Raw genomic sequence first — 26,623 nt, forward strand, 5'->3', positions numbered from 1 at the left:
CTGCCGGCCGGGTAACGTTCGGATCGGCCTCCCGCAGGTTATTCGAGGTGGCTCGCCGCCAATGCCTGCAGCTTGTGCGTCAGATGCTCGCGCAGCAGCCGACCGAGACGCTCGCCTTCGCGTTCTTCGAGCGCCGCCGCGATACCCTCGTGCTCAATCGTGGCAGCCAGCCAGCGCTCCGGGGTGAGGTTGGCCTGGTAGCGCGCCCGGTAGACGCGGCGCGCCAGGATGGAATGATGCTGGACGAGCGTCGGGCTGCGCGCCGCTGCCAGGATGGCCGTGTGGATCGCCTGGTTGATTGCGAAATAAGCGGGACGGTCCCGATCTTCATAGGCCGCTCGCAGGCGGAGCGTATCACCCGCGATGGCCGCGATCTCCGCGTCGGTGGCGCGGGTCGCGGCCAGTTCCCCGGCCAGCCCCTCCAGCACCGCAACCAGCGGGAACAGCTCGGCGAGCTCTGCCAGGCTCTGCGCTGCGACCACCGCGCCGCGGTTGGGAAGGAGCGTGACGAAGCCCTCATGGGCGAGCACCTTGATCGCCTCGCGGATCGGCGTGCGCGAGACGCCGAACCGCTCCGTCAGAAGCTTTTCCGGCACCTTCTCGCCCGGCGTCAGCTCGCCCTCCATGATCATCCGGCGCAGCCTGTCGGTCAGCTCAACCGCGAGCGCCGGCCGGGCAAGCGGACCGTCGAGGCGAGGGTCGGCGAGGCTCATCGGCTGACTCCCATCTCACCAGGTTGCGACAGGGACGGCCGGCCATGATCGAGCGCCGCAGCCAGGACCTGTGCGACGTGCACCGCCTGGCGCTGGGCGCCGTCGTCGATCTGGTGGCGGCACGACGTGCCGTCGGCGACGATGATCGCATCGGCGGGTGCCGCCCGCACCGCCGGCAGAAGCGACAGCTCGCCCATGGCCATCGAGACGTCGATCGTCGCCGCGTCGTAGCCGAACGCACCCGCCATGCCGCAACAAGACGACTCCACGACCGACAGATCGAGTTCCGGAATCAGCCGCAGCGCTCCCTCCACTGCCGACATGGCGCCGAACGCCTTCTGGTGGCAGTGGCCGTGCAGCAGCGCCGGCCGGCCAAGTGGCCCCAGCGGCAGCACAAGGCGCCCGGCCTTCTTCTCGCGCATCAGGAATTCCTCGAAGAGCAGCGAATGCTCGGCGACGCGCTGCGCCGCCTCGCCCGGCACCAGCGCCAGGAACTCGTCCCGCAGCGTGAAGATGCACGAAGGCTCCAGCCCGACGACACTCCAGCCCCGATCGATCTCCGGAAGCAGCGCGGCTATCGTGCGCTCGGCCTCGAGCTTTGCCCGGTCGAGCATGCCGGCCGCGAGATAGGTCCGCCCGCAGCAGAGCGCCCGCCCGCCTTCCGGCACCGCGGCGGTCTTCACGGCATAGCCGGCCGCCTCCAGCACGCGCACGGCGGCCCGCAGCGTCTCGGGGTCGAACCAGCGCCCGAACGTGTCGGCAAACAACACGACGCCCTTCGTCTCTGGCTGAAGGCCCGCCACCGTGCCTTCGCTGTCGCGGAACCAGTCACGCCGGAAGCCCGGCAGCGAGCGGCGGCGGGACAGGCCGAACAGCCGCTCCCACAACCGCGCGAGCGCGGGAATGCGGTCGCGCAGGCCAACCACGCCGGAGAGCCGGGCCGCCACCGGGGCGTAGCGCGGCAGGCCGGCGATCAGCCGGTCCTTCAGCGAGTACCCCTTTGCCTTGCCGCGCTGGTAGAGCACCTCGCTCTTCATTTTCGCCATGTCGACGCCGGTGGGGCATTCGCGCCGGCAGGCCTTGCAGGAGACGCACAGCTGCAGCGTCGCGGCCATCTCGTCGGAGAATAGCGCGTCCTTCCCGAGCTGGCCGGACAGCGCCAGGCGCAGCGTGTTGGCGCGGCCGCGCGTCACGTCGCGCTCGTTGCGGGTGACGCGATAGCTCGGGCACATCACGGCGCCGGCGGATTTGCGGCAGGCGCCGTTGTTGTTGCACATCTCGACGGCGCCCTGCAGCCCGCCCGCCGATCCAGGCCAGGCCGACCAGTCGAAGCCGGTGGGCAGGTCCGCTACCGCATAGCCGGGCGGGTAGCGCATCAGGCTGCGGTCATCCATCTTCGGCGCCGAAACGATCTTGCCGGGATTGAGCCTGTTCCCGGGATCGAAGGCCGCCTTGACCTCCTCGAAGCCGGCGACGATCCGGCTCCCGAACATCTGCGCGTGGAATTCCGAGCGTACGATGCCGTCGCCATGCTCGCCGGAATGCGAGCCCTTGTACTCGCGGACCATCGCAAAGGCTTCCTCGGCGATTGCGCGCATCGCCTTGACGTCCTTGTCGAGCTTGATGTTGAGGACCGGCCGCACGTGCAGGCAGCCTTCCGAGGCATGCGCATACCAGGTGCCGCGGGTGCCGTGCTTCTCGAAGATCGCCGTCAGCCGGTCGGTGTAGTCGGCGAGGTGCTCCAGCGGCACGGCGCAATCCTCGACGAAGGAGACCGGCTTACCCTCCTCCTTCATCGACATCATGATGTTGAGGCCGGCGGCGCGCAGTTCGGCGATGGCGGTCTGCAGCTTCAGGTCGGACACCGCGACGACGCCGCCCTCATGCCGCCCGCCGCGCCCGAAGCCGTAACCAAGGCCCGCCATCACCTCCTCGAGCGCCGCCATGCTGGCGGCGTTCTCATCCGGCTCGTCGGCGAACTCGACCAGGAGCAGCGCCGCCGGATCGCCTTCGACGAAGGCCTCCAGCGTCGGCACGAACATGTCGATGCGGCGGGCGAGCCCGATCATCGTCGCGTCGACGAGTTCGACCGAGGTCGGCTTCAACGCGACGAGATGCTGGGCCGCCTCCATCGCGGCGCGGAAGGTCGGGAAATGGCAGGCGCCGAGCACCCTGGTCGGCTTCGGCAGCGGCGACAGGGCGATCTCGATGGCGGTCGAGATGGCAAGCGTTCCTTCCGAACCCACCAGCAGATGCGCAAGGTTCACCGGCTCGAAGGCCGGCGTCAGCGCGTCGATATTGTAGCCGCCGACCCGCCGCTGCACCGTCGGGAAGCGCCGGGCGATCTCGTCCGCCTCGCGCCGGCCCAGCGCCAGCATGGCGGCGACGAGGTCGCGCGGCGGCTCGCCCGCGGCGTTCTCGCCGAGCTCGCTGAAATGGCCCGTCGTGCCGTCGGCGAGGATCGCGTCGATCGCGATGACGTTGTCGCGCGTCGTACCGTAGCGCAGCGATCGCGCACCGCATGAATTGTTGCCGACCATGCCGCCGATCGTCGCCCGCGAGGCGGTCGAGACATCGACGGGAAACCACAGCCCGTGCGGCTTCAGCAGTCGGTTGAGGTCGTCGAGGACGATGCCGGGCTCGACCAGCGCGCGGCGTCCCGCGACGTCGAGCTCCAGCAGGCGGTTCAGGTATTTCGAGGTATCGACGATGAGCCCGGAATTAACCGTCTGACCGCATTGCGAGGTACCGCCGCCCCGCATGGTGAGGGCCAGCCCCTCCTCGCGCGCCGCATCGAGCGCCGCCGCCACGTCCTCGCTCGTTCTGGCCACGACCACGCCCGCCGGCATGATCTGGTAGATCGAGGCATCCGTGGCGTAGCGGCCGCGGGTGAAGCGGTCGAGATGCACCTCCCCGGCAATCTCTCGCGACAGCCGGCGTGCCAGCCCCGGGCGGATCATCTCCCCCATTTCGACCAGCTCCCTTTGCAGCGATTATCGCGCCGCCCGCTTGACACGCATAATGAATTCATAATCCAATTGGATTGCAAAAATTCGCCAGCCCGGCAAGAGCGCTGGAGACCAAGCGGATCACTTGCGCGTAAGCGCCGATCCTGGGGAGACGCCATCGTGACCTATCGAGCCGGCCGGCATTTTCTGCAGATACCCGGGCCCACCAACGTCCCCGACCGCGTGCTGCGGGCGATGGACATGCCGACGATCGACCATCGCGGGCCGGACTTCCAGGCCATGGCAAAGCGCGTCCTGACCGGGATCCGCAGGGTCTTCAAGACGACCAATCCGGTGGTGATCTACCCGGGGTCGGGCACCGGCGCGTGGGAAGCGGCACTCGTCAACACGCTGTCGCCGGGCGATCTCGTGCTGATGTACGAGAGCGGCCACTTCGCCTCGCTGTGGAAGAAGCTGGCCGAGCGGCTGGGGCTGCGGACCGAGTTCATCGCCGGCGACTGGCGCCACGGGGCCGATGCCGCGGCGATCGGCGAGCGGCTCAAGGCCGATGCCGCACACGAGATCAAGGCCGTCTGCGTCGTCCACAACGAGACCTCGACCGGCTGCGTCTCGCCGATCAGCGACATCCGCAAGGCGATCGACGCGGCGGGTCATCCCGCCCTGTTCCTCGTCGACACGATCTCCTCGCTCGCCTCGATCGACTACCGCCACGACGAATGGGGCGTCGACGTCACCGTCGCCGGCTCGCAGAAGGGCCTGATGCTGCCGCCGGGGCTTTCCTTCAACGCCCTTTCCGACAAGGCGATCGCCGCCCAGGCCGGCGCAAAGATGCCGCGGTCCTATTGGGCGTGGGACGAGATGCTGGCGATGAACCCGAACGGGTTCTTCCCCTCGACCCCGGCCACCAACCTGCTCTACGGGCTCGACGCAGCACTGGAGATGCTCGACGAGGAAGGCCTCGAGAACGTCTTTGCCCGCCACCAGCGCCATGCGGCGGCCACGCGCGCCGCGGTCGAAGCGTGGGGCCTGGAAGTGCTGTGCGCCGACCCGGCGCAGCACTCGGGCGCCCTGACCGCCGTGCTGATGCCGGACGGCAAGGGCGCGGACGCGCTTCGCAAGACGATCCTGGAGAATTTCGACATGTCGCTCGGCGCCGGCCTGTCGAAGCTTGCCGACAGGATCTTCCGGATCGGCCATCTGGGAGACTACAACGATCTCACCCTCGTCGGGACGCTGGGAGGCGTCGAGATGGGGCTGAAGCTGGCCGGGGTGAAGCACCGTTCCGGCGGTGTCGACGCCGCGATGGCGATACTCGCCGCGGCAGCGCCGGCGGAGGCGCGACAGGCGGCGGAATAGGCGGAGAAGACGACCGGGCGGTTGAGGAGCCGTCCGCCAACGACAATAACGGGAGGAAGACCAATGACGATACGCAGATTGATGCTCGGCGTCGCCGCGGCGGCGCTGCTCGCTCCGACCGCGGGCGCCGGGGCGCAGGAAACCCTCGACCTCGGCCATGTCGGCGACCCCGGCTCGCTCTACGAGGCGACGGCGGAGAATTTCGCCGAATGCGTCGCCGCCAGCGGCAAGGCTACCGTGCAGGTGTACGGCTCCTCGCAGCTCGGCAGCGACGAGGAAATGCTGCAGAAGCTGAAGCTCGGACAGATCGACTTTTCCATCCCCTCTTCCGTGATGAGCTCCGTGTCGCCGGTCTTCGGCGTCTTCGAGATGCCCTATCTGATCAAGAGTCGCGACCACATGAAGAAGGTGCGCGACGAGAAGCGCGACACCTTCGTCGAGGCTGCTGCCGGCCGCGGCTACCAGATCCTCGGCTTCTGGGAAAACGGCTTTCGCCACGTGACCAGCAACGTCAAGCCGGTCAACGTCCCGGCCGACCTTCAGGGCATCAAGCTGCGCGTGCCGAAGGGCGAATGGCGGGTAAAGATGTTCCAGAGCTACGGCGCCAACCCGACGCCGATGGCTTTCTCCGAGGTCTTCACGGCGCTGCAGACCGGCGTCATCGACGGCCAGGAAAACCCGCTCGCGCAGATCTATTCCGGCCGCTTCCAGGAAGTGCAGAAGTTCATGTCGATGACCGGGCACGTCTATTCGCCCGCGTTCCTCACGACCTCCTCGCGCAACTGGGATGGCTGGGACGACGAGCTGAAGACCGTCATCCAGGATTGCGCCACCAAGTCCAGCGACTTCGCCTATGAGCGCTCGCAGCAGATGGACGACGAACTCGTCGGCAAGATCGAGGAGGCGGGCGTCGCGGTCAACGAAGCCGACAAGGACGCCTTCATCGAAGCGTCGGCGCCGATATACGAGGAATTCGGCTCGCAGGTCGAAGGCGGCCAGAAGCTGGTCGAGGACATTCAGGCGCTCGCCGCCGGCTCCTGAGGGGCCGGGCGTCCGTGTTCCTTCTCCGGGTGCCGGCCGATCGCTCGGCTGGCACCCTCTTCCCTTGCATCGACGATAAATCGGCGTCCGACGGACGCGGGAGGCGAAATTGCGCCAGCTGGCAAGAATCCTCGGCGAATTCCTGACCTGGGTGGTCATCGCCTTGATGATCGGTCTGACCGTCGTCGTGGTCTCGGCCGTCATCTACCGTAAGATGGGCGCTTCGCTCTCCTGGTACGACGAGATCGCCGGTGTGCTGCTCGCCTGGATCACCTATTACGGCGCCGCGCTGGCCGCGCTGAAGCGCAGCCATATCGGCTTCGACGACGTGCTCCTCTCGCTGCCGCTGCAGGCGCGAAAGATCGCCGTCCTCTTTGCCGAGGCGTTGGTGATCCTGTTCTTCGTGCTGCTCGCTTGGTCGGGGCTCGAGGTGCTCAGCATCCTCCAGGGCGAGTCGCTCGTCAGCCTCACCTGGGTGCCGGTCGCGCTCACCCAGTCGATCATCCCGATCGGCGCCATCCTGTTCATCGTCGCCGAACTGCTGAGCTTTCCCGACTACTGGCGCGACGTGATGGCCGGCCGCTCGCTGGTCCACCCGCCGCTGGCGCACGAGACCGTCGATGAGGGAACCCGGCCATGATGATCCTGGCGATGTTCGTCGCGCTGGTCGCGATGGTCTGCATCAACGTGCCGATCGCAGTAGCCTTGGCGCTCTCCGCCGTGCTGGCGATCTTCCTGACCGACGGCGCCGGCGCCCTCGTGACCATCGCCCTCGACATGTACAACGGCGCCCGCTCGTTCTCGCTGATCGCCATCCCGATGTTCGTGCTGGCCGGCGCCATCATGAACGCCACGGGCATCACCAGGCGGTTGATCGCCTTCGTCTCGGCGCTGATCGGCTTCGTGCGCGGCGGCCTGGCGATGGTCAATGTCGGCGTGTCGCTGTTCTTCGCAGAGATCTCCGGCTCGGCCGTCGCCGACGTGGCCGCCATGGGATCGATCATCATTCCGGAGATGAAGAAGCGCGGCTATTCGGCGCCCTTCGCCGCGGCCATCACCTCCTCGTCGGCGTCGCTCGCGATCATCATCCCGCCCTCGATCCCGATGATCCTCTATGCCGTCGCCTCGGGCACCAGCATCGAGCAGCTCTTCGTCGCGGGCGTCGTGCCGGGACTGATCGGCGCAGCCGGCCTGATGGGCGTCGCCTACTACTACGCGGTGAAATACAATCTGCCGATCGAGGAAGCCTTCAACCTGCGCCATCTGCGCACGACCTTCATCGACGCGCTGCCGACCTTCGCCCTGCCGGTGATCATCCTCGGCGGCATCTTCGGCGGCTACGTGACCGCGACCGAAGGTGCCGGCGTCGCCGTCGTCGCTTCTATCCTGGTCGGCGTCTGGTACCGCGAGGTCGACTGGCGGCAGCTCAAGCAGGCGATGCTGGAAGGCGGCATCCAGACCGCCGTCGTCATGCTCCTCGTTGCCGCCTCGATCCTGATGGGCAGCTATCTGACGCAGGCGCGCGTGCCGCAGGAGCTGGCCGCCGGCATTCTCGACATCACCACCAACCAGTACCTGATCCTGCTGATCCTCAATGTCTTCTTCCTGATCATCGGGTTCTTCCTGCATTCGGCCGCGGCGATCATCCTGGTCGTGCCGGTGATCGTGCCGCTGATCCAGCAGGCCGGCATCGACCCGGTGCATTTTGGCCTGGTGGTGACGCTGAACCTTGCCATCGGCCAGCAGACACCGCCGGTGGCCTCGGTGCTGATCGTCGCATGCTCGATCGCCAAGGCGAATATCTGGGACGTGTCGAAGGCAAACCTGCCCTTTATCGGGGTCCTGCTGTTCGTCCTGCTGCTTTGCACGTATGTGCCGGCAGTCCCGATGTTCCTGGTCGAGTATTTCTACAGGTAGCCCGATGAGCCAAGACGAACTCCTCTACGAGGTCCGCGGTAGGACGGGCTGGATCACGCTGAACCGGCCGCAGGCCCGCAACGCGCTGACTTTCGCCATGTACGAAGGCCTGGCGGAGATATGCCGGACCGTGCCGACCGACGGCTCGGTGAAATGCCTCGTCGTCACCGGCGCCGGCGAGAAGGCGTTTGCCGCCGGCACCGACATGGCGCAGTTTCGCGGCTTCTCTGCCGACCAGGACGCGCTCGACTATGAGCACAAGATGGATGTCGTGCTCGGAGCGGTGGAGGCCTGCAAGCTGCCGATCATCGCGGCGATCTCGGGGGCCTGCACCGGCGGCGGCGCCGCCATCGCTGCAGCTTGCGACATCCGCATCGCCACGACGGATCTTCGCTTCGGCTTCCCGATCGCGCGGACCCTCGGCAACTGCCTGTCGATCACCAACCTTTCGCGCCTTTCCAGCCTGATGGGGCCCGGCCGCACCAAGGAGATCATCTTCACCGCGCGCCTCCTCGGCGCCGAGGAAGCACTCTCCTGCGGCCTGGTGTCCGAGATCATCGCCGACCACGCGGCCCTGATCGCCCGCGCCGAGGAACTGGCCTCGCTGCTCGCCGGGCACGCGCCGATCACGCTGGCCACCACCAAGGAGGCGTTGCGCCGCCTGCGCGTCGAGGGCGCCGGCGCCGACGACCGCGACCTCGTCGTCAAGGCCTATATGAGCGTCGACTTCAAGGAGGGCATCGAAGCCTTCCTCGGCAAGCGCAAACCCGAATGGAAGGGCCGCTGATGGCTGCCGCCAAGGGCCCGCTCGAGGGCATGAAGGTCGTCGAGCTGGCGCATATCATGGCCGGGCCGGTCTGCGGCATGATGCTCGCCGACATGGGCGCCGACGTCATCAAGGTCGAGAAGCCGGAGGGCGACGACACCCGCCGCTTCCTGCCGCCGGACATCAACGGCGAATCCGCCGCCTACATGATGATGAACCGCAACAAGCGCGGCATCGTGCTCGACCTGAAGAGCGAAGACGGCAAGGCGGTGCTGCGGCGCATGCTGGAGACCGCCGACGTCGTCATCGAGAACTACCGCATGGGCACGATGGAGAAGCTCGGCCTCGGCTACGAGAAGCTGCGCGAGGCCAATCCCGGGCTGATCTACTGCGAGATCTCCGGCTTCGGCCGCACCGGTCCCTATGCCGGCCGCGGCGGCTTCGACCTGATTGCGCAGGGGATGAGCGGGCTGATGTCGATCACCGGCGAGGGCGCCGGGCGCCCGCCGGTGAAGTCCGGCGCGCCGGTCACCGACATCACCGCCGGCATCCTCGGCGCGCTTGGCTGCGCCGCCGCCTATGCACGCAAGCTGCAGACCGGCGAAGGCCAGAAGGTCGACACCTCGCTCTTCGAGGCAGGCATCACCCACACCTACTGGCAGTCGGCCATTGCCTTCGCCACCGGCGTGGCGCCGGGCCCGCTCGGCTCCGCCCACCCGCTGAACGCCCCCTACCAGGCCTTCCGCACCGAAGACGGATGGATCAATCTCGGCGCCGCCAACCAGAAGAACTGGGAGCGCATGCTGGCGGTGATCGGCGCCGAGGAACTGGCATCCGACCCGCGCTTCGCCAATAATCACGACCGCATGCAGAACCTGCCCGCCCTCGCCGCGATTCTCGACGATCATTTCTCGACCCGCACGTCGGCCGAATGGCTGGAACGGCTTGAAGCCGCGGGCGTGCCCGCTGGGCCGGTGCTGGACGTCGGCGAGATGCACCGCGACCCTCAGACGCTCCATCGCGAGATGGTGGTCGAGACCACGCACCCGACCGCTGGACCGGTGAAGGCGATCGGCCTGCCCATCAAGTTTTCGGAGACCCCCGGCGGCGTGATCCGGCCGGCGCCGCTGCTCGGCCAGCACAGCCGCGAGGTGCTGGCGGAATACGGTTGGGATGACGACGCCGTCGACGCCTTCCTGGCCTCCGGCGCGGTCCGCGAGAGCGCGGCCGGCCGCTGATGGCGCAGGGCGCGTGACCCGTACCGACCGCTTCGACGACCTTGCCGGCGTGTCGGCAGACGCGTTGCAGGCCGAGCTCGCCGAGCGGGTGCGCGGCGAGGCGCATCGTCTCAGGCACGAGCGGCTGAACCTCTACGCCGGCGCCAACATCCTGACGCCGGCGCTTGCCGCCGGCTTCGATCCGACGCTCAGCCTGATGCCGTTCATGGGCCCGCCGCGCGACAAGGAGCAGCCGGGCAGCGACTTCGCCGCCTCGCTGGAGGTGCTGACCAGCCGGCTGGCCTGCGAGGTCTTCGACGCCGCCTGGGCCGACTGCCGGCTGCCCAGCTGCACCATCGCCAATCTCGCCGTCTTCGCGTGCTTCACCTCGCCGGGCGATACGATCCTCGCCCCGGCAGCGACCGATGGCGGCCATCTCAGCCAGCGGCGCGGCGGTACGCCGTCCCTGTTCGGCCTCGACATCGTCGAACTGCCCTTCGATGCCGCGCGGCAGCGCCTCGACTCGCTCGCTGCCGCCGCGCTGGTGCGCGCCCACCGGCCCCGCCTGGTCATGCTGGGCCGCAGCGTCATGCTGGGTCCCGACGCCCTGGAACCGGTGGTCACCGCCGCCCGCGGTGTGGGCGCGATCACGGTCTACGATCTTTCCCACGTCGCCGGACTGGCGGCGGGCGGCGTCTTCCCGAACCCGCTGCGCGACGGCGTCGATCTCCTCACGATGTCGACCTACAAGACGTTGGCCGGACCGACCGGCGCGATCGTCGCCGGCACCGATCCCGAAATCGGCGCGCGTTTCGCCGACTTCGCCGACTCGACGCTTTTGGCCAATCAGGATGCCGCCCGCTTGCCGGCCTTGGCGGGCGCCCTCGCCGAGTTCCGTGGCGGCGGCACCTACGCCCGCCGGACGATCGACCTCGCCACGACGCTCAAGACGGCGCTCGCGGCAGCGGACCTGCCAGTCCTCCTTCCTGCCGCACCGGCCCAGAGCCATCAGGTGGTCGTGCCGATCGGCGGTCTCGACGCGACCAAGGCGGCGATGGCGGCGCTGGAGCGGGGCCATCTGCTCGTCGGCCGTTGCCCGGTTCCGGGCGAGCCGGGAAGGCACGGGCTGCGCTTCGGCAGCCAGCTCGCCGCCCGCATCGGCATTGCCCCGGACAGCCTGACGGCGGTCGCCGCAGCGGTGGCCGCCCTGCTGCGCGCGACGAACGAGCAGGGCCAGCCACCGGCGGAGGAACACGAAGCGGTACTCGCCTGCCGGCATGCGGTATCGGCGGCCCTGGCATCAGCTTCACCGGGGTAGACGCGCCGACAGACTGCGACTACCCAACATCCTGCCTATCGTCCGCCCGGACGAATCGCGACTTTCACAAGGAGCTGGCGCGCATGACGACCCTCAAGCGGACCCCGCTTTACGACCTCCACGTCTCGCTGGGTGCGCGGCTGGTGCCGTTCGCGGGCTACGAGATGCCGGTCCAGTACCCGGCCGGCATCATGAAGGAACACCTTCACACCCGCAGCGCTGCCGGGCTGTTCGACGTCTCGCACATGGGGCAGATCGCGATCCGCCCGCGATCCGGCAACCTGCGCGACGCGGCGCTGGCGCTGGAGACGCTGGTTCCGGTCGACGTCGCGGGCCTTCCCGAGGGCCGTCAGCGCTACGGCCTCTTCACCGATGGGTCGGGCGGCATACTCGACGATCTGATGATCGCCAACCGCGGCGACCATCTGTTCCTCGTCGTCAACGCCGCCTGCAAGGAGCAGGACCTGGCGCATCTGGAGGCCGGCCTCGCCGCCACCTGCGTCGTTGAGAACCTGCCGCATCGGGCGCTGCTGGCACTGCAGGGGCCGGCGGCGGAGGCAGCGCTCGCAACGCTTGCCCCGGACGTTGCCGGCATGCGCTTTATGGACGTTCGGACGGTCGAGCTTGTCGGCGCCGGCTGTATCGTCTCGCGGTCCGGCTACACCGGCGAGGATGGCTACGAGATCTCCGTGCCGGCAGCCGATGCGGCGCGGCTTGCGCAAGCGTTGCTCGCCATCGACGGCGTGGCGCCCGTCGGTCTCGGGGCCCGCGACTCGCTTCGGCTGGAGGCGGGCCTTTGCCTGCATGGCAGCGACATCGACACCACCACGACCCCCGTGGAAGCCTCGCTCGAATGGGCCATCCAGAAGATCCGGCGCGCCGGCGGCGAACGCGCAGGCGGCTTTCCCGGCGCCGACTTGATCCTGAAGCAGCTGTGCGCGGGCGCTGCGCGCCGCCGTGTCGGGCTGCAGCCCGAGACCAAGGCACCGATCCGTGCCGGCACGCCGCTTTTTGCCGAGGAGGAAGGTGGCGAGCCGATCGGCGGCGTCACCTCCGGCGGCTTCGCGCCCTCTCTGGAGACGCCCGTCGCCATGGGCTACGTTCCGACGAAACAGGCGGGAGTGGGCACCCGTCTCTTTGCGGAGGTGCGCGGCAAGCGGCTTCCCGTCGTCGTCACCTCCCTGCCCTTCGTCACGCCCGGCTACAAGCGCCGGTAGACACTGAAGGAATTTTCCGATGCTGAAATACACCAAGGACCACGAGTGGCTGCGGATCGAAGGCGACATGGCGACGGTGGGCATCACCCCGCACGCCTCGGTGCAGCTCGGCGACCTGGTCTTCGTCGAGCTGCCGGCCGTCGGCACGAACTTTGCCAAGGGCGACGACGCGGCCGTGGTCGAGTCGGTGAAAGCCGCCTCGGAAATCTACGCGCCGCTCGACGGCGAGATCCTCGAGGTCAACCAGGCGATCGTCGACGACCCGTCGATCGTCAACAGCGATCCGGGCGAAGCCGGCTGGTTCTTCAAGATGAAGCTCGCCGATGCCAGTGCCGCGGCCGAGCTGATGGACGAGGACGCCTACAACGCGATGGTCGGGCAGGCCTGATCCGATGAGCTTCGAATATACCGACTACGAGCCCTACGACTTCGCCAACCGCCGGCATATCGGCCCCTCGCCCGCCGAGATGGAGGCGATGCTGAAGGTCGTCGGCGCCGAGAGCCTCGACGCCTTCATCGATGCCACCGTGCCGGCCTCGATCCGCCAGAAGGCGCCGCTCGAATGGGGCCCGGCGATGACGGAGCGCCAGGCGCTCGACGCGCTGCGCGAGACGGCCGACATGAACCGCAATCTCGTGTCGCTGATCGGCCAGGGCTACCACGGCACGATCACCCCGCCGGTCATCCAGCGCAACATCCTCGAGAACCCCGCCTGGTACACGGCCTACACGCCCTACCAGCCGGAGATCAGCCAGGGCCGGCTCGAGGCCCTGCTCAACTTCCAGACGATGATCGCCGATCTCACCGGCCTCGACGTCGCCAGCGCCTCGCTGCTCGACGAAGCGACTGCCGCCGCCGAGGCGATGGCCATGGCGCACCGCGTCGCCAAGGCCAAGCGGGACGTGTTCTTCGTCGACGAGAATTGCCATCCGCAGACCATCGCGGTGATCCGCACCCGCGCCGAGCCGCTCGGCTGGTCGGTCGTCGTCGGCGACCCCTTCGCCGATCTCGACGCAACCGCCGTCTTCGGTGCCATCGTCCAGTATCCCGGTACATACGGCCACGTACGCGATTTCGGCGACATCATCGCCGCGCTGCATGGCGAGCAGGCGATCGCCATCATGGCGGCCGACCCGCTGGCGCTGGCGCTGCTGCGCACGCCCGGCGAGATGGGCGCCGACATCGCCATCGGCTCGGCCCAGCGCTTCGGCGTCCCGATGGGCTACGGCGGACCGCACGCCGCCTTCATGGCGGTCAAGGATGCGCATAAGCGCTCGATGCCCGGCCGCCTCGTCGGCGTCTCTGTGGATTCGCGCGGCAACCGCGCCTACCGGCTGGCGCTGCAGACCCGCGAGCAGCACATTCGCCGCGAGAAGGCGACGTCCAACATCTGCACCGCGCAGGTGCTGCTAGCGGTCATGGCGGCGATGTACGGCGTGTTCCATGGCCCGTTCGGCATCAAGGCGATCGCCCAGCGCGTCCACCAGCGCGCCGTGCTGCTGGCCGCCGGCCTCGAGAAGCTCGGCTATACGGTCGAGCCCGACGCCTTCTTCGACACGGTGACGGTCGAGGTCGGCCGGCTGCAGCGCGTGATCCTCGACGCCGCCGTCGCCGGCGGGGTGAATTTGCGCAAGATCGGCACCGACCGGATCGGCATCAGCGTCGACGAGCGCACCCGGCCCGGCAATATCGAGACGGTCTGGCGGGCCTTCGGCGGCGACATGAAGGTCGCAGACTTCCCGCTGACTTACCGGCTGCCGGAGAAGCTGCTGCGGAGCAGCGCCTACATGACCCACCCGGTCTTCCACATGAACCGGGCCGAAAGCGAGATGACGCGCTACATGCGCCGGCTCTCCGACCGCGACCTCGCCCTCGACCGCTCGATGATCCCGCTCGGCTCCTGCACGATGAAGCTGAACGCCACGGCCGAGATGCTGCCGATCACCTGGCCGGAATTCGCCGAGCTGCACCCGTTCGTGCCGGCCGACCAGGCGCTCGGCTACAAGGCGCTGATCGACGATCTCTGCGCCAAGCTCTGCCAGATCACCGGCTTCGACGCGGTCTCGATGCAGCCCAATTCGGGTGCTCAGGGCGAATATGCCGGGCTCCTCACCATCCGGGCCTATCACCGCGAGAATGGCGGCGCCGAGCGCGACGTCTGCCTGATCCCCACCTCCGCCCATGGCACCAACCCCGCCTCGGCGCAGATGGCCGGCATGAAGGTCGTGCCGGTCCGCACGGCCGAAAACGGCGACATCGACGTCGACGATTTCCGCGCCAAGGCCGAGCAGTACGGCGAGCGGCTCGCCGCCTGCATGATCACCTATCCCTCGACCCACGGCGTGTTCGAGAGACGGGTCGCCGAGCTCTGCGACATCGTCCACGAGCATGGCGGCCAGGTCTATCTCGACGGCGCCAACATGAACGCCCTGGTCGGGCTGGCGCGGCCGGGCGACTTCGGCGCCGACGTCTGCCATCTCAACCTGCACAAGACCTTCTGCATCCCGCATGGCGGCGGCGGCCCGGGCATGGGGCCGATCGCCGTGAAGGCGCATCTGGCGCCGCATCTGCCCGGCCACCCGGCGACCGGCGGCGAGGCCGGGCCGGTGTCGGCGGCGCCCTACGGCTCGCCGTCGATCCTGCCGATCTCCTGGAGCTACTGCCTGATGATGGGCGGCGCTGGCCTCACCCAGGCGACCAAGGTCGCGATCCTCAACGCCAACTACATCGCCCGCCGCCTGCGCGACGCATACCCGGTGCTCTACGCGGCGGAAAACGGCCGGGTCGCGCATGAGTGCATCCTCGACACACGCATCCTGCAGGAGAAGGCCGGGGTCAGCGTCGACGACATCGCCAAGCGCCTGATCGATTGCGGCTTCCACGCGCCGACCATGAGCTTTCCGGTGCCGGGCACGCTGATGATCGAGCCGACCGAGAGCGAGACCAAGGCGGAACTCGACCGCTTCTGCGACGCCATGCTGGCGATCCGCGAGGAGGCGCGCGCCATCGAGGAGGGCCGCTCAGACCCGCTCGACAACCCGCTGAAGAACGCGCCGCACACGGTGGAAGACCTCGTCGGCGAGTGGAACCGCAGCTACAGCCGCGAGCAGGCCTGCTTCCCGCCCGGCGCCTTCCGCGTCGACAAGTACTGGGCGCCGGTCAACCGCGTCGACAACGTGTATGGCGACCGCAACCTCGTCTGCTCCTGCCCGCCGATGGAAGACTATCAGGAAGCGGCGGAATAGCGGCGCCCAGCCAAAGGATTGCCTGCCACCATGGGTGATCCGGGGCTCTATGGCGGGCTGGTGCTCGCCTCGTTCCTGGCAGCGACGCTGCTGCCGGGATCGTCGGAAGCGCTGCTCTCCGGGCTGCTGGCACAGGGCTACGGCGAGCCCACCCTGCTCGTCGCCGCCGCCTCCTTCGGCAACGTCACCGGCTCGCTCGCCAACTGGCTTTGCGGGCGCTTCCTCGCCCGTTTCATGGGAAGGCGCTGGTTTCCGGTGTCGGAGAAAGCCTACGGGCAGGCAGCGTCCTGGTTCGAGCGCTACGGTCTCTGGACGCTGCTGTTCGCATGGGTGCCGATCATCGGCGACCCGCTGACGGTCGTCGCGGGAGCCCTGCGGACGCCGCTCGTGCCATTCCTCGCACTTGTCACCGTCGGCAAGGTGCTGCGCTATGCCGGCGTCGCCGCCGCGACGCTCTGGTGGACTGGCGGCTGACCGTCAGCGATGGTGCAGCCATTATCGGACGGCACTGTCTCGGCCCCCGCGGCGCGGTTATGGTGCGGGCATGATCGCTGCCCTCTATGCCCATCTGGGTCTCATCTATCTGATCTGCGAATGGATCATCCGGCTGGCGATGCTGGCAGTGGTGCCGCGCCGGCGCAACTCGCCGTCGGCGCGGAGCTGGCTGCTCTTCATCTTCTTCCTGCCGATACCGGGCATCATCATTTATGCCGCGATCGGCCGTCCGGCCTTTGCCCGATGGCGCGCCGAGCGCTTCCGGCGGCTCGACCCGTTCTTCGCCGAGACCAATGCAAGCATGGGCGGAATGCGGACGGCGATGCCCGACGACCAGAATCGCAAGGCGGTGGAGCTTGCCGACAGCGTCGGCGGGTTCCCGCCGATCGGCGGCAACGCCATCGAGCTGATGGACGGATATGACGAGACCATCGACCGGCTGGTTGCCGATATCGACGCCGCGCGGCATCACGTGCGGCTGCTGGTCTACATCTTCGCCGACGATGCGACGGGGACGAGGGTCATCGACGCGCTCGCGCGTGCGGTCGCCCGGGGCGTGAAATGCCATGTCCTGCTCGATCCCGTCGGCTCGCATCGCTGGCGCCGCGGCACCGTCTCGCGCCTGCGCTCGGCCGGTGTCGAGGTCCGCGAGGCCTTGCCCTACCGGCTACTGCATCGTCGCACCCGCGGCGACATGCGCAACCACCGCAAGCTCTTCGTGATCGACGGCGAGATCGGCTATGCCGGCTCGCAGAACATCGTCGACAAGGACTTCCGGCCGGGCGTCACCAACCGCGAGCTTGTCGTGCGCGTCGTCGGGCCGGTCGTCGCGGCGATGACGGCAGTGTTCGTTGCCGACTGGTTCCTCGAGACCGAGACCATGCTCTGCGATGCCGTCGACGTCCCGCCGCCGGCCGGAGCCGTCGTCGCGCAGATCCTGCCGAGCGGCGCCAACTACCCGCTGGAGGGCTTCGCCACCCTGCTCGTCTGGCTGATCCACACGGCGCAACACTCGGTCGTGGTGACGACGCCCTACCTCATCCCCGAGGAAGAGCTGATGGGCGCGATGCGCACCGCGGTGCTGCGCGGCGTCCGGGTCAGCATCATCGTCTCGGCCGTCACCGACCAGCGGCTCGTGCGGCTTGCGCAGGAATCCTATTACGAGGATCTCCTGGCGGCCGGGGTCTCGATCTACCTCTTCGAGAATTTTCTGCTGCACGCCAAGAATGTTAGCATCGACGGGCGCCTGTCGATCATCGGCTCGAGCAATGTCGACCTGCGCTCGTTCCAGCTGAACGAGGAAGTCAGCCTGCTGATCCCTGACGAGACGACGACGATGATGCTCGACGCGACCCAGGATCGGGCGATCGACGGCAGCCGGCAGCTGCTGCTGGAAGACTGGAAACGCCGTTCCCGGCCAAGGCGTTTTGCCGAAAACCTCGCCCGACTCCTCAGCCCGTTGCTCTGAGCGCGCAGGTCTCGCGCGAACGGACTGCCCGCGGACGGCGCGGATGACGTTGAGGGAAGGCGCGAGCCGATTTCGGCGTCTCGCGGTCGGTGACGTTTGAAACGAAATGCACCCTTCGCGGTCATCTTCCTGGTCAGACTGCCGCGATTGTATACGGCTTTCTTCGGGTCCTGCACGCGCTTCCCCGCGCTCCGCTGATCAACCGCTTGGCACGCTGCTTGCTCGCTTCCTTGTCGAGACCGGATCTCGACATGAAGCAAAGGAGCCTTGCATGAAGCGTCGCCAATTCATCACCGGGACCGCCGTCGCCGCGGCAACGTTGCCGCTCGCCGCACCCTCGATCGTGCGGGCGCAGGAAAGCTTCAACTGGAAGATGACCAACGCCTACGGGCCCGGCTCGCCCTTCTACGTGGACGGTCCCGGCAGCCCGACCGATTTCTGCGCGAAGGTCGCGGCGATGAGCGGCGGACGCCTGAACATCCAGCACTTCGCGGCCGGTGAACTGATCCCCGCGCTGGAAGGCTTCGACGCGGTGCAGAGCGGCACGGTCGAGATGAACGCCGCCAACGCCTATTTCTGGGCGGGCAGGATTCCGGCCGCGCAGTATTTCACCACCGTCCCGTTCGGCATGAACTTCGCCGGCCAGACGGCATGGATCTACCACGGCGGCGGCCAGGCGCTCTGGGACGAGCTCTACGAGCCGATCGGCCTGAAGGCGATGCCGATGGGAAATACCGGCGTGCAGATGACCGGCTGGTTCCGCGAGCCGCTGGAGACCGTCGAGGACCTCAACGGCCTGAAGATGCGCGTGCCGGGTCTGGCCGGAAAGGTCTACGCGACGCTCGGCGTCGACGTCCGCCTCCTGCCGGGCGGGGAGATCTTCCCGGCGCTGGAGCGCGGCGTCATCGATGCCGCCGAGTTCGTCGGCCCTTACCAGGACCGGCGGCTCGGCCTGCAGAACGCGGCCAAGTACTACTACACCACCGGCTGGCACGAGCCGAACAACGTGACGGAGCTTCTGGTCAACAAGGCGGCCTGGGACAGCCTGCCCGATGATCTGAAGGCGATCGTCGAGGTCGCGGCCAAGGCCTGCACGGTCGAGAGCTATACCTGGTGCGAGGCGGTCAACGCCGAAGCCCTGAAGGACCTCGTCGACAACGAGGGCGTCACCGCGCAGGTGCTGCCGGCCGGCATCATCGAGGCACTTCGCGAGGCGACCGACACGGCGCTTGCCGACGCCGGGGCCAGCGACCCGGCGCTCAAGAAGGTTCACGACGCCTACATGGCCTTCAAGACCGAGCACGACGCCTGGGGTGGCCGCTCCGAGGAGCCGCTCTTCGGTCTGAAGTCCTGACGAAATGGCGGAAAGCCTGATCAAGATCGCGGGCCAGGCCGAACGCCTGGTCCGCGTCATCGGCCATGTCGCGGCGTGGTCGGCCGTCCTGCTCGTGCTGCTGGTCGCCGGTAACGTCCTCGGCCGCTACCTCCTCGGCCTCAGCAGCGTGGCGGCGCAGGAACTCGAATGGCATGTGATGGCCTTCGGCGCCTTGTTCGGGATGGCCTACGGCATCAACCAGGGCGCCGAGGTGCGGGTCGACGTGCTTTACGAGCGCTTCGGGCCGCGCACGCGGCTCCTGGTCGATCTGCTCGGCACGATCGGCCTGCTGATCGTCAGCCTGGCGCTCGCCTGGTTCGCGACACGCTACGTCATGCAGAGCTACGCCATGAACGAGGGATCGCCCGACCCCGGCGGCCTGACCCGGCGCTATCTGCTGAAGGGCCTGCTTCCGATTGCCTTCCTCCTCCTTGCGATCCAGGCCGCCGGCATGACGCTCGTCAACATCGCCCGTCTGGTCGCTCCCGCCGACCTGCGCCCGGAATAAACCATGCCCTTTACCGAAATCCTGGCGCTCGGCATGATCGGCGCCTTCTTCGCCCTGCTGCTGCTCGGCGTGCCGGTCGCCGTCTGCCTCGGCGCGACAGGTCTGTTCTTCGGCTGGATCGGCTTCGGCCCGATGCTGTTCAACCTCCTGCCGGCGCGCATCTACGGCACAGTGACCAACTACACGCTGCTGGCGCTGCCGCTCTTCATCTTCATGGGCATCATGCTGGAGAAGAGCCGTATCGCCGAGCGATTGCTGGAAGTGATCGGCCTTGCCATGGGCGGCCTGCGCGGCGGCATGGCGCTGGCGATCATCCTCGTCGGCATCCTGATGGGCGCTGCCTCCGGCGTCGTCGGCGCGACGGTCGTCACGCTCGGCCTGATCGCGCTCGGCCCGATCCTCAATCGCGGTTACGACCACGGCGTCGCCGCTGGCGTCATCTGCGCCTCGGGAACGCTCGGCCAGATCATCCCGCCGAGCCTGGTGCTCATCCTCCTCGCCGACATCATGGGCGAAAGCGTCGGCACCCTCTTTGCCGCGGCATTGATCCCCAGCCTGATCCTGTCGGGAATGTTCATCGTCTACATCCTGGTGCTCGGCGTGCTGCGGCCCGAGTCGATGCCGCCGATCGCCCTTGCCGAACGCGAGGCGCTAACCGGCCGGCAGCTCGCCGGCCAGGTCGTGAAGGTGGTGCTGCCGCCGCTCGCGCTGATCTTCCTGGTGCTGGGCTCGATCATCGGCGGCGTCGCGGCCCCGACGGAAGCCGCCTCCATGGGCGCGCTCGGCTCGATCCTGCTCGCCCTCGGCACCGGCCGCCTCAACCTGACGATGCTACGCGACGTCACGCGCTCGGCCTTCGTCACCAGCGCCATGGTGTTCCTGATCCTGATTTTCGCCCAACCCTTCGGCCTCGCCTTCCGCGGCCTGGGCGGGGAGCGGCTGGTTCAGGACGCCTTCGCGATGGTGCCGGGCGGCCTCGACGGGCAGATCCTGTTCCTGCTGGCGCTGATCTTCATCCTCGGCTTCTTCCTCGAATGGATCGAGATTTCCTACATCGCCCTGCCGCTGTTCCTGCCGATCTTCCACGCGGCGGGCGCGGACATGGCCTGGATCGCGATCCTCGTCGCCATCAACCTGCAGACCTCCTTCCTGACGCCGCCCTTCGGCTGGGCGCTGTTCTTTCTGAAAGGCGTCGCACCACCACGATTGCGTACGATCGAGATATACCGGGGCGTCGTCCCGTTCATCGCGATTCAGCTTTTCGCGGTGTTCCTCGTCTATCTCTTCCCGCAGCTGGCTCTTTGGCTGCCCGACGCAATCGGCTGGTAATCTCATGCAACACACTGCCTACGGACTGAATGCGGCCTTCACCGCGCCCCATCGCCTCGCCGCCCTGGCGGGGCGCGACGTGATGAAGGCGGGCGGCACCGCCATCGAGGCCATGGTCGCGGCGGCCGCCACGATCGCCGCCGTCTATCCGCACATGAACGGCATTGGCGGCGACGCCTTCTGGCTGATCGCTAAACCCGGCCAGGCACCGGTTGCGATCTCCGGTGCCGGCCGCGCAGCGGCGCTGGCGACGCCCGCCTTCTACGCAGAGAACGGCCATCCGGACGCGATCCCGAGCCGCGGCGGCCTTGCTGCGCTCACCGTACCCGGCGCAATCGACAGCTGGCGCCTGGCGCTCGAGGAGGTGTCGGCGGAACGCCGCCTGCCGCTCGCCGCATTGCTCGAATCCGCCATCGACTTCGCCGAGAACGGCATCGCCGTCAGCACCGGCCAGTCGCGCCTTACCGCCGCCAAACTCGCCGAGCTCGAGCACGTGCCGGGCTTTGCCGAGCATTATCTCGACGGCGGCAAGGTGCCGGCGCCCGGCGCGCGGCTGGAGCAGAAGGCGCTCGCGGGGACGTTCCGGCACCTGCGGGACAACGGCCTGCGCAGCTATTACGAGGGCGCGCCGGCCCGCTCCATCGCCGCCTTCGCCGAGGCGAACGGCAGCCCGCTGCGGACGAGCGACCTGGCAAGCTACCAGGCGATACGCGAAGTGCCGCTGCATGTGCAGACGAGCCACGGGGCGCTCTACAACATGATGGCGCCGACCCAGGGTGCCTTTTCGCTGATGATCCTCGCGCTCTTCGACCGGCTCGGCGTGAAGACCGGCGAAGGCTTCGACCACATCCACGGCCTCGTCGAGGCGACCAAGCAGGCGTTCATCCTGCGCAACGGCGAGCTCGGCGATCCGGACACTATGGTTCGGCCGGCGCAGGACATGCTCGAGGCGTCGCTGCTCGACGATCTCGCAGCCCGCATCGACCGCGAGAAGGCCCTGCCCTGGCCGCATGTCGCCAAGCCCGGCGACACGGTCTGGATGGGCGCCTGCGACGCCGACGGCACCGTGGTCTCGTTCATCCAGAGCGTCTACTTCGAATTCGGCTCGGGCCTCACCGACCCCGGCACCGGCGTGATGCTGCAGAACCGCGGCTCCGGCTTCTCGCTGCAGCCGGGGCCAAACCAGCTGGCGCCCGGCCGCCGGCCATTCCACACGCTGAACCCGGCGCTGGCTGTCCTCAAAGACGGCCGCGTGATGGCCTACGGCAACATGGGCGGCGAAGGCCAGCCGCAGACCCAGGCGGCGGTGTACACCCGCCATGTCTGCTTCGGACAGGATCTGCAGGCGGCGATCACCGCGCCACGCTGGCTGCTCGGCAAGACCTGGGGAGACGCCACCACCAGCCTCAAGCTGGAGTCGCGTTTCGATCCGGCCCTGGTCGAGGCCCTCCGCGCCGCCGGCCATGAGATCGAGATGATCGACCCATACAGCGACCTCGCAGGCCACGCCGGGGCGATCGTACGCAGCGCCGATGGCGGAGTGCAGGCAGCTGGCGACCCCCGCGCCGACAGCGCGGCTCTGGCCTGGTAGCAAGCCTAGCGGCAGCTTTCGGCGCCGTGCCGGCCGGCACGCCGTTGATCGAGATCAATGCGGCTTGCCGGGCCTGGGCCATGCTTCCGGTGCAACCATTCCCGAGCGAACAATCCTCGGGGAATGGGCAACTTACGGGAGTCTCACATGGCCCTCTTCCGCACCGCAAATGTCGGCACCGAGGATCGCGTCGTACGCATCGTCCTCGCGGCCATCGCCGCGATCGCGGCCTATGCCTATCTGGCGGCGCCATGGTCCTATGTCGCGTACGCCGTGGCGCTGATCCTGCTGCTGACCGCGGTCGTCCGCTTCTGCCCCGCCTATGCGCTCTTCGGTGCCAGCACCTGCCGAAGGCCGACTGCGCACTGACGCCCATCTGCGACCGGGCAGTCCGCCGAAGCCCTGCGGCGGAGGCCCGCGGGAGGGCTTCGCCCCTGGAGGCCGGCAGCTGTCGAGCGCTCAGTCCGGCATGAGGAAATCCGGCGACCGGGTAGCCCTGACCATGTCGAAGGTCACGGTGGTCTCTCTCCACTCTTCGTAGGGCGCTGCAGGCGGGCGGAGCGGGCGGCAGCGCCGCATTGCCCTCACCGCCGCATCACGAAGCGTCCGCTCCACGGCGTTCGCCGGCACGTAGTCCGTTCTGGCCTCCAGAAGATTTCCGTCCGGGTCCAGATGCAGCGTGAAGGTGATCGGTCTGACCGACGCGGCCGGGTCGGCCGATGGCGACGTCCAGCAGCGCATCACCTGCGCCTCGATGCTGACGACCGGTTGCTGTGCGTGGGCCGCTGTCGCAGCGAAGCCCGAGACAGCTGCCAGGAAGATGAATTTCCATATCGGGGATGACGTCAATCAGGCTTCCTCTTCGCCGACGAGTATAGCGGTTCCTACCACGTCGCCAGACGCAGCACCCAGCGACGATCGCGCACGTCTCGACACGATCGGGCGATCACTCGCTCGCCTGCTCCGTCCGATCAAGGGACGCCGCCGCCCGCTTGGGTCCGCAGAACACCTCGTAGAGCGCAGTCATGATCGCCTGGGTCTCCGCGCCAGCGAGCGAATAGTGGATCGTCTGGGCCGCCCGCCGCGTCGTGACGAGGCCACCGGCCCGCAACCGCGCCAGATGCTGCGACAGCGCCGACTGGCTGAGGCCCACCTCCTCGACCAGCATGCCTACCGACGCCTCTCCTTCAGCCAGTCGGCAGAGAATGCGCAGCCGATAGGGATTGGCCATCAGGGCCAGGATGTCCGCCACTTCTCCCGCCCGCGCTTCCAACGCCCGCGCATCGGACAACGGAAGGGCTGCATTCGTAATATTAGACTTGTCTAATTTAGCCATGGCACATATATAGGCCGGAACGGTGGTCAGGCCAAGGGCTGCCGCAATAGTGCGAGCGCCGATGCGCGCGGAGACCGGCAGCGCCGGCATACCCCAGTGTTTGCCCATGCCGAGACAGAGGAGAGTTGCTCATGTTGACCCGCCACAGCCCGTCCCGCGGAAGGGGATCGCCTGATATCTGGGGCTTCTACGAGGAAGATACCGGTTCCATCCAGTATGTCTGCGCCGATCCCGCAACCCGCAAGGCTGCCCTGATCGACATCGTCCTGAACTTCAATCCGGCCGAGGCGCGTGTCTCGACGGAAAGTGCCGACGAGATCCTCGCCCATGTCGAACAGCAGGGGCTGACCGTCGAGTGGATCCTCGACACGCATCCGCACGCCGATCACATGATGGCGGCCGCCTATCTGAAGGAGAAGCTCGGCGCGCCCATGGCGATCGGCACGAAGGTGGTCGAGATCGCCGAACTCTGGCGCGGCCTCTACAACCTGCCCGACGCTTTCGACCCGGAGCGCGACTTCGACCTCCTCTGGGACGACGGCGCCAGCTTCCGGATCGGCGAGCTCGACGTCAGGGTCATGCTGTCGCCCGGCCACACGCTCGGCTCGGTCACCTATGTCGTCGCGGACGCGGCTTTCGTCCACGACACGCTGATGTATCCCGACATGGGCTCCAGCCGGGCCGATTTCCCGGGCGGTTCCTCGAAGGTGCTGTGGCAATCGATCCAAGAGATCCTGGCGCTGCCGCAGGAGACCCGGCTCTTCGTCGGCCACGACTACGGCGCCAAGGGGCGCGACGACATCCGATGGGAGGCGACGGTCGCCGAGCATCGAAGCCGCAACGTCCATGTGATGGACGGCACCGCCGAGAGCGACTTCACGCGGATCCGCGACGAACGCGATAAGACGCTCGAGCTTCCCGGACGCATGCTGCACGCCCTTCAGGTCAATCTGCGCGGTGGCCGACTGCCACCGCCCGAGAGCGACGGCAATCGCTACCTGAAGATCCCCGTCAACCGCTTCTGAGGAGCCCGTGATGAGCAAGACCATGAAGGACTTTGTCGCCGAAGCCAGGGCAGTCACCGGCGTGGTGCAGCCGGACGAGGCGCACAGGTCCGAGGCGCTGATACTGGACGTGCGCGAGGCGCACGAGCTGGCCGACACCGGCCGGATCGACGGCGCCGTCCACGTGCCCCGCGGCTTCCTCGAGGCGCGGGCCGATCCGACCGCCGAGAGCGTCCATCCGGACCTCGCCCAGGCGCACGGGGCGACCATGCCGGTCTATATCCTGTGCGCCTCGGGTGCCCGCGCCGCCCTCGCAGCGAAGACGCTGACGGAGATGGGCTACGACGCCCGGCCGATCGAAGGCGGCATCCAGGCCTGGCGGGAGTGCGGCCTGCCGGTCGCAGACTAGACCGGCCGACGCAGGCGCCGGCCTCGCCGCGCCGCCTCCTCCTGATCCCCATGCCGCCGACGGCGGCCCGAGTTCGCAATCATGTCCCTCACCCTGGCACAATATCTCCTCGGCGCCCTGTCGGGTTCGCTGGTCGGGCTGTCGCTCGGGCTGTTCGGCGGTGGCGGCTCGATCCTCGCGGTACCGTTGATGGTCTATCTCGTCGGCGTGCCGAGCGCCCACATGGCGATCGGCACCAGCGCCTTCGCCGTCGCCGCCAATGCCGCCGGCAACCTGGTCACGCATGCCCGGCTCGGCAACGTGAAGTGGCGCTGCGCCTTCCTCTTCAGCGGCGCCGGCATCCTCGGGGCTGCCTTGGGCTCCACCCTCGGCAAGGCGATCGACGGCCAGCAGCTGCTGTTCCTGTTCGCCATCCTGATGATCGCTGTCGCCGTCCTGATGTTCCGTGACCGTGGCCGCGTCGGCGACCCCGCGGCCGAATGCAATCGCCGGAACGGGCCGAAGGTGCTTGGGTATGGCGGCGCGACCGGCGCCTTCTCCGGCTTCTTCGGGATCGGCGGCGGCTTTCTCGTCGTGCCCGGCCTCGTCGCCTCGACCGGTATGCCGATGCTGACGGCGATCGGATCATCGCTCGTCGCCATCACAGCCTTCGGCCTGACCACCTCCGTCAACTATGCGCTGTCGGGCCTGGTCGACTGGCCGCTCGCCCTGGTCTTCGTCGCGGGCGGCCTCGCCGGCGGTGTGGCCGGCGCGTTCCTCGCCCGCTGGCTGGCGGCCCGGAAGAGCACCCTCAACGTCGCCTTCGCCGGCCTGATCGTCGCCGTCGCCCTCTATATGCTGTTCCGCAGCGGACAGACGCTGCTGGGCTGACAATTGCCTCCGCTCCCCCTCCCTGGAGTTGCCCCCATGCCCCTCGACACCATCACCCCCTTCACGCCCTTCGCCTCGCTCGCCGGCGGCATCCTCCTCGGCCTGTCCGCGGTCATGGTCATGGCCCTCTTCGGCCGTATCGCCGGCATCTCCGGAATCACCACCGGCGCCGTGCCGGGGCGCCGGGACGACTGGCCGTGGCGGCTCGCCTTCGTCGGTGGCCTCGTCGCCGCGCCGCTGCTGGTCCTGATCGTCACCGGCCAGCCCTTGCAGCAGACGGTTCCGGGCGATCTTCTCGCCATGGCGATCGCCGGCCTGCTGGTCGGATTCGGCACCATCATCGGATCGGGCTGCACCAGCGGCCACGGCGTCTGCGGCCTGGCGCGGCTGTCGTCCCGTTCGCTCGTCGCCGTCCTGACCTTCATGGTCTTCGCCGCGGTGGCGGTGTTCGTCCTGCGCCACCTCGTCTGAAGGAGCCT

Annotated in this window: 25 protein-coding genes; 21 read left to right on the top strand and 4 right to left on the bottom strand. The window is 68.1% G+C overall.

The window, feature by feature from the left end; all coding sequences use genetic code 11:
- Positions 1 to 38 precede the first annotated feature (38 nt).
- The gene (locus GGR03_RS06190; RefSeq protein ID WP_183206673.1) at positions 39 to 713 is read right to left on the bottom strand and encodes a GntR family transcriptional regulator; all 675 of its coding nucleotides are present in this window, start codon (positions 711 to 713) and stop codon (positions 39 to 41) included.
- On the bottom strand, positions 710 to 3,682 hold the full coding sequence (locus tag GGR03_RS06195; RefSeq protein ID WP_183206674.1) for an FAD-binding and (Fe-S)-binding domain-containing protein: 2,973 nt from the start codon (positions 3,680 to 3,682) through the stop codon (positions 710 to 712). The genes GGR03_RS06190 and GGR03_RS06195 overlap by 4 nt, the downstream gene beginning before the upstream one ends.
- A gap of 159 nt (positions 3,683 to 3,841) precedes the next feature.
- On the opposite strand from GGR03_RS06195, the gene GGR03_RS06200 reads away from it, so the two are divergent.
- The 17 genes from GGR03_RS06200 to GGR03_RS06280 all read left to right on the top strand — a co-directional run bounded on the left by GGR03_RS06200 (position 3,842) and on the right by GGR03_RS06280 (position 22,894).
- Entirely contained in the window at positions 3,842 to 5,038 is a 1,197-nt protein-coding gene (locus GGR03_RS06200; RefSeq protein ID WP_252920086.1) for an aminotransferase class V-fold PLP-dependent enzyme, read from the top strand.
- A 63-nt stretch (positions 5,039 to 5,101) separates the two neighbouring features.
- Positions 5,102 to 6,079 carry a TRAP transporter substrate-binding protein gene (locus tag GGR03_RS06205; protein ID WP_183206675.1) on the top strand — a complete coding sequence of 326 codons (978 nt, stop codon included), beginning with the start codon at positions 5,102 to 5,104 and terminating at the stop codon, positions 6,077 to 6,079.
- 109 nt (positions 6,080 to 6,188) lie between these two features.
- Positions 6,189 to 6,719, top strand: coding sequence for a TRAP transporter small permease (locus GGR03_RS06210; RefSeq protein WP_183206676.1), 531 nt, complete (start codon positions 6,189 to 6,191; stop codon positions 6,717 to 6,719).
- Positions 6,716 to 7,996, top strand: a complete 1,281-nt coding sequence (locus GGR03_RS06215) for a TRAP transporter large permease (RefSeq protein ID WP_183206677.1) — start codon at positions 6,716 to 6,718, stop codon at positions 7,994 to 7,996. Before GGR03_RS06210 ends, GGR03_RS06215 begins: the two co-directional genes overlap by 4 nt.
- Positions 7,997 to 8,000: 4 nt before the next feature.
- Entirely contained in the window at positions 8,001 to 8,783 is a 783-nt protein-coding gene (locus GGR03_RS06220) for an enoyl-CoA hydratase/isomerase family protein (RefSeq protein ID WP_183206678.1), read from the top strand.
- Positions 8,783 to 10,000 (top strand): CaiB/BaiF CoA transferase family protein, encoded by a 1,218-nt coding sequence (locus tag GGR03_RS06225; RefSeq protein WP_183206679.1) that lies wholly within the window; start codon positions 8,783 to 8,785, stop codon positions 9,998 to 10,000. The genes GGR03_RS06220 and GGR03_RS06225 overlap by 1 nt, the downstream gene beginning before the upstream one ends.
- Before the next feature lie 13 nt (positions 10,001 to 10,013).
- Entirely contained in the window at positions 10,014 to 11,297 is a 1,284-nt protein-coding gene (locus tag GGR03_RS06230; protein ID WP_183206680.1) for a glycine hydroxymethyltransferase, read from the top strand.
- An 83-nt stretch (positions 11,298 to 11,380) separates the two neighbouring features.
- The gene (gene gcvT / locus GGR03_RS06235; protein ID WP_183206681.1) at positions 11,381 to 12,514 is read left to right on the top strand and encodes a glycine cleavage system aminomethyltransferase GcvT; all 1,134 of its coding nucleotides are present in this window, start codon (positions 11,381 to 11,383) and stop codon (positions 12,512 to 12,514) included.
- A 19-nt stretch (positions 12,515 to 12,533) separates the two neighbouring features.
- Entirely contained in the window at positions 12,534 to 12,902 is a 369-nt protein-coding gene (gene gcvH / locus GGR03_RS06240; protein ID WP_183206682.1) for a glycine cleavage system protein GcvH, read from the top strand.
- 4 nt (positions 12,903 to 12,906) lie between these two features.
- Positions 12,907 to 15,759: an aminomethyl-transferring glycine dehydrogenase gene (gene gcvP, locus GGR03_RS06245; RefSeq protein WP_183206683.1), complete on the top strand. Its 2,853-nt coding sequence runs from the start codon at positions 12,907 to 12,909 to the stop codon at positions 15,757 to 15,759.
- 30 nt (positions 15,760 to 15,789) lie between these two features.
- Positions 15,790 to 16,233 carry a YqaA family protein gene (locus GGR03_RS06250; protein ID WP_183206684.1) on the top strand — a complete coding sequence of 148 codons (444 nt, stop codon included), beginning with the start codon at positions 15,790 to 15,792 and terminating at the stop codon, positions 16,231 to 16,233.
- A 70-nt stretch (positions 16,234 to 16,303) separates the two neighbouring features.
- The gene (cls, locus tag GGR03_RS06255) at positions 16,304 to 17,722 is read left to right on the top strand and encodes a cardiolipin synthase (protein WP_183206685.1); all 1,419 of its coding nucleotides are present in this window, start codon (positions 16,304 to 16,306) and stop codon (positions 17,720 to 17,722) included.
- 271 nt (positions 17,723 to 17,993) lie between these two features.
- Positions 17,994 to 19,076 carry a TRAP transporter substrate-binding protein gene (locus GGR03_RS06260; RefSeq protein WP_183206686.1) on the top strand — a complete coding sequence of 361 codons (1,083 nt, stop codon included), beginning with the start codon at positions 17,994 to 17,996 and terminating at the stop codon, positions 19,074 to 19,076.
- Positions 19,077 to 19,080: 4 nt separating this feature from the next.
- Complete coding sequence (locus GGR03_RS06265) at positions 19,081 to 19,605, top strand: TRAP transporter small permease subunit (RefSeq protein ID WP_183206687.1); 525 nt, start codon at positions 19,081 to 19,083, stop codon at positions 19,603 to 19,605.
- A gap of 3 nt (positions 19,606 to 19,608) precedes the next feature.
- Positions 19,609 to 20,934: a TRAP transporter large permease gene (locus tag GGR03_RS06270; RefSeq protein WP_183206688.1), complete on the top strand. Its 1,326-nt coding sequence runs from the start codon at positions 19,609 to 19,611 to the stop codon at positions 20,932 to 20,934.
- Positions 20,935 to 20,938: 4 nt separating this feature from the next.
- Complete coding sequence (locus GGR03_RS06275; RefSeq protein ID WP_183206689.1) at positions 20,939 to 22,525, top strand: gamma-glutamyltransferase family protein; 1,587 nt, start codon at positions 20,939 to 20,941, stop codon at positions 22,523 to 22,525.
- 147 nt (positions 22,526 to 22,672) lie between these two features.
- Entirely contained in the window at positions 22,673 to 22,894 is a 222-nt protein-coding gene (locus GGR03_RS06280; RefSeq protein ID WP_183206690.1) for a YgaP family membrane protein, read from the top strand.
- A 90-nt stretch (positions 22,895 to 22,984) separates the two neighbouring features.
- On the opposite strand, the gene GGR03_RS06285 is transcribed toward GGR03_RS06280, so the two are convergent.
- Together GGR03_RS06285 and GGR03_RS06290 are read right to left on the bottom strand one after the other, a co-directional pair.
- A complete protein-coding gene (locus tag GGR03_RS06285) occupies positions 22,985 to 23,374 on the bottom strand; it encodes a cell envelope integrity protein TolA (protein ID WP_183206691.1) in 390 nt (129 codons plus the stop codon).
- 97 nt (positions 23,375 to 23,471) lie between these two features.
- Positions 23,472 to 23,777 carry an ArsR/SmtB family transcription factor gene (locus GGR03_RS06290; RefSeq protein ID WP_343058656.1) on the bottom strand — a complete coding sequence of 102 codons (306 nt, stop codon included), beginning with the start codon at positions 23,775 to 23,777 and terminating at the stop codon, positions 23,472 to 23,474.
- A gap of 215 nt (positions 23,778 to 23,992) precedes the next feature.
- Between GGR03_RS06290 and GGR03_RS06295 the strand changes: the two genes are divergently transcribed.
- The 4 genes from GGR03_RS06295 (at position 23,993) to GGR03_RS06310 (ending at position 26,615) form a co-directional block, all read left to right on the top strand.
- A complete protein-coding gene (locus GGR03_RS06295; protein ID WP_183206692.1) occupies positions 23,993 to 24,886 on the top strand; it encodes an MBL fold metallo-hydrolase in 894 nt (297 codons plus the stop codon).
- Between the two features lie 10 nt (positions 24,887 to 24,896).
- Positions 24,897 to 25,274 carry a rhodanese-like domain-containing protein gene (locus GGR03_RS06300; RefSeq protein WP_246367610.1) on the top strand — a complete coding sequence of 126 codons (378 nt, stop codon included), beginning with the start codon at positions 24,897 to 24,899 and terminating at the stop codon, positions 25,272 to 25,274.
- 81 nt (positions 25,275 to 25,355) lie between these two features.
- The gene (locus GGR03_RS06305) at positions 25,356 to 26,144 is read left to right on the top strand and encodes a sulfite exporter TauE/SafE family protein (protein ID WP_183206693.1); all 789 of its coding nucleotides are present in this window, start codon (positions 25,356 to 25,358) and stop codon (positions 26,142 to 26,144) included.
- Between the two features lie 36 nt (positions 26,145 to 26,180).
- On the top strand, positions 26,181 to 26,615 hold the full coding sequence (locus GGR03_RS06310; protein WP_183206694.1) for a YeeE/YedE family protein: 435 nt from the start codon (positions 26,181 to 26,183) through the stop codon (positions 26,613 to 26,615).
- Positions 26,616 to 26,623 lie beyond the last annotated feature (8 nt).

It is taken from the genome of Aurantimonas endophytica (assembly GCF_014196845.1).
GTDB classification, from domain to species: Bacteria; Pseudomonadota; Alphaproteobacteria; order Rhizobiales; family Rhizobiaceae; genus Aurantimonas; species Aurantimonas endophytica.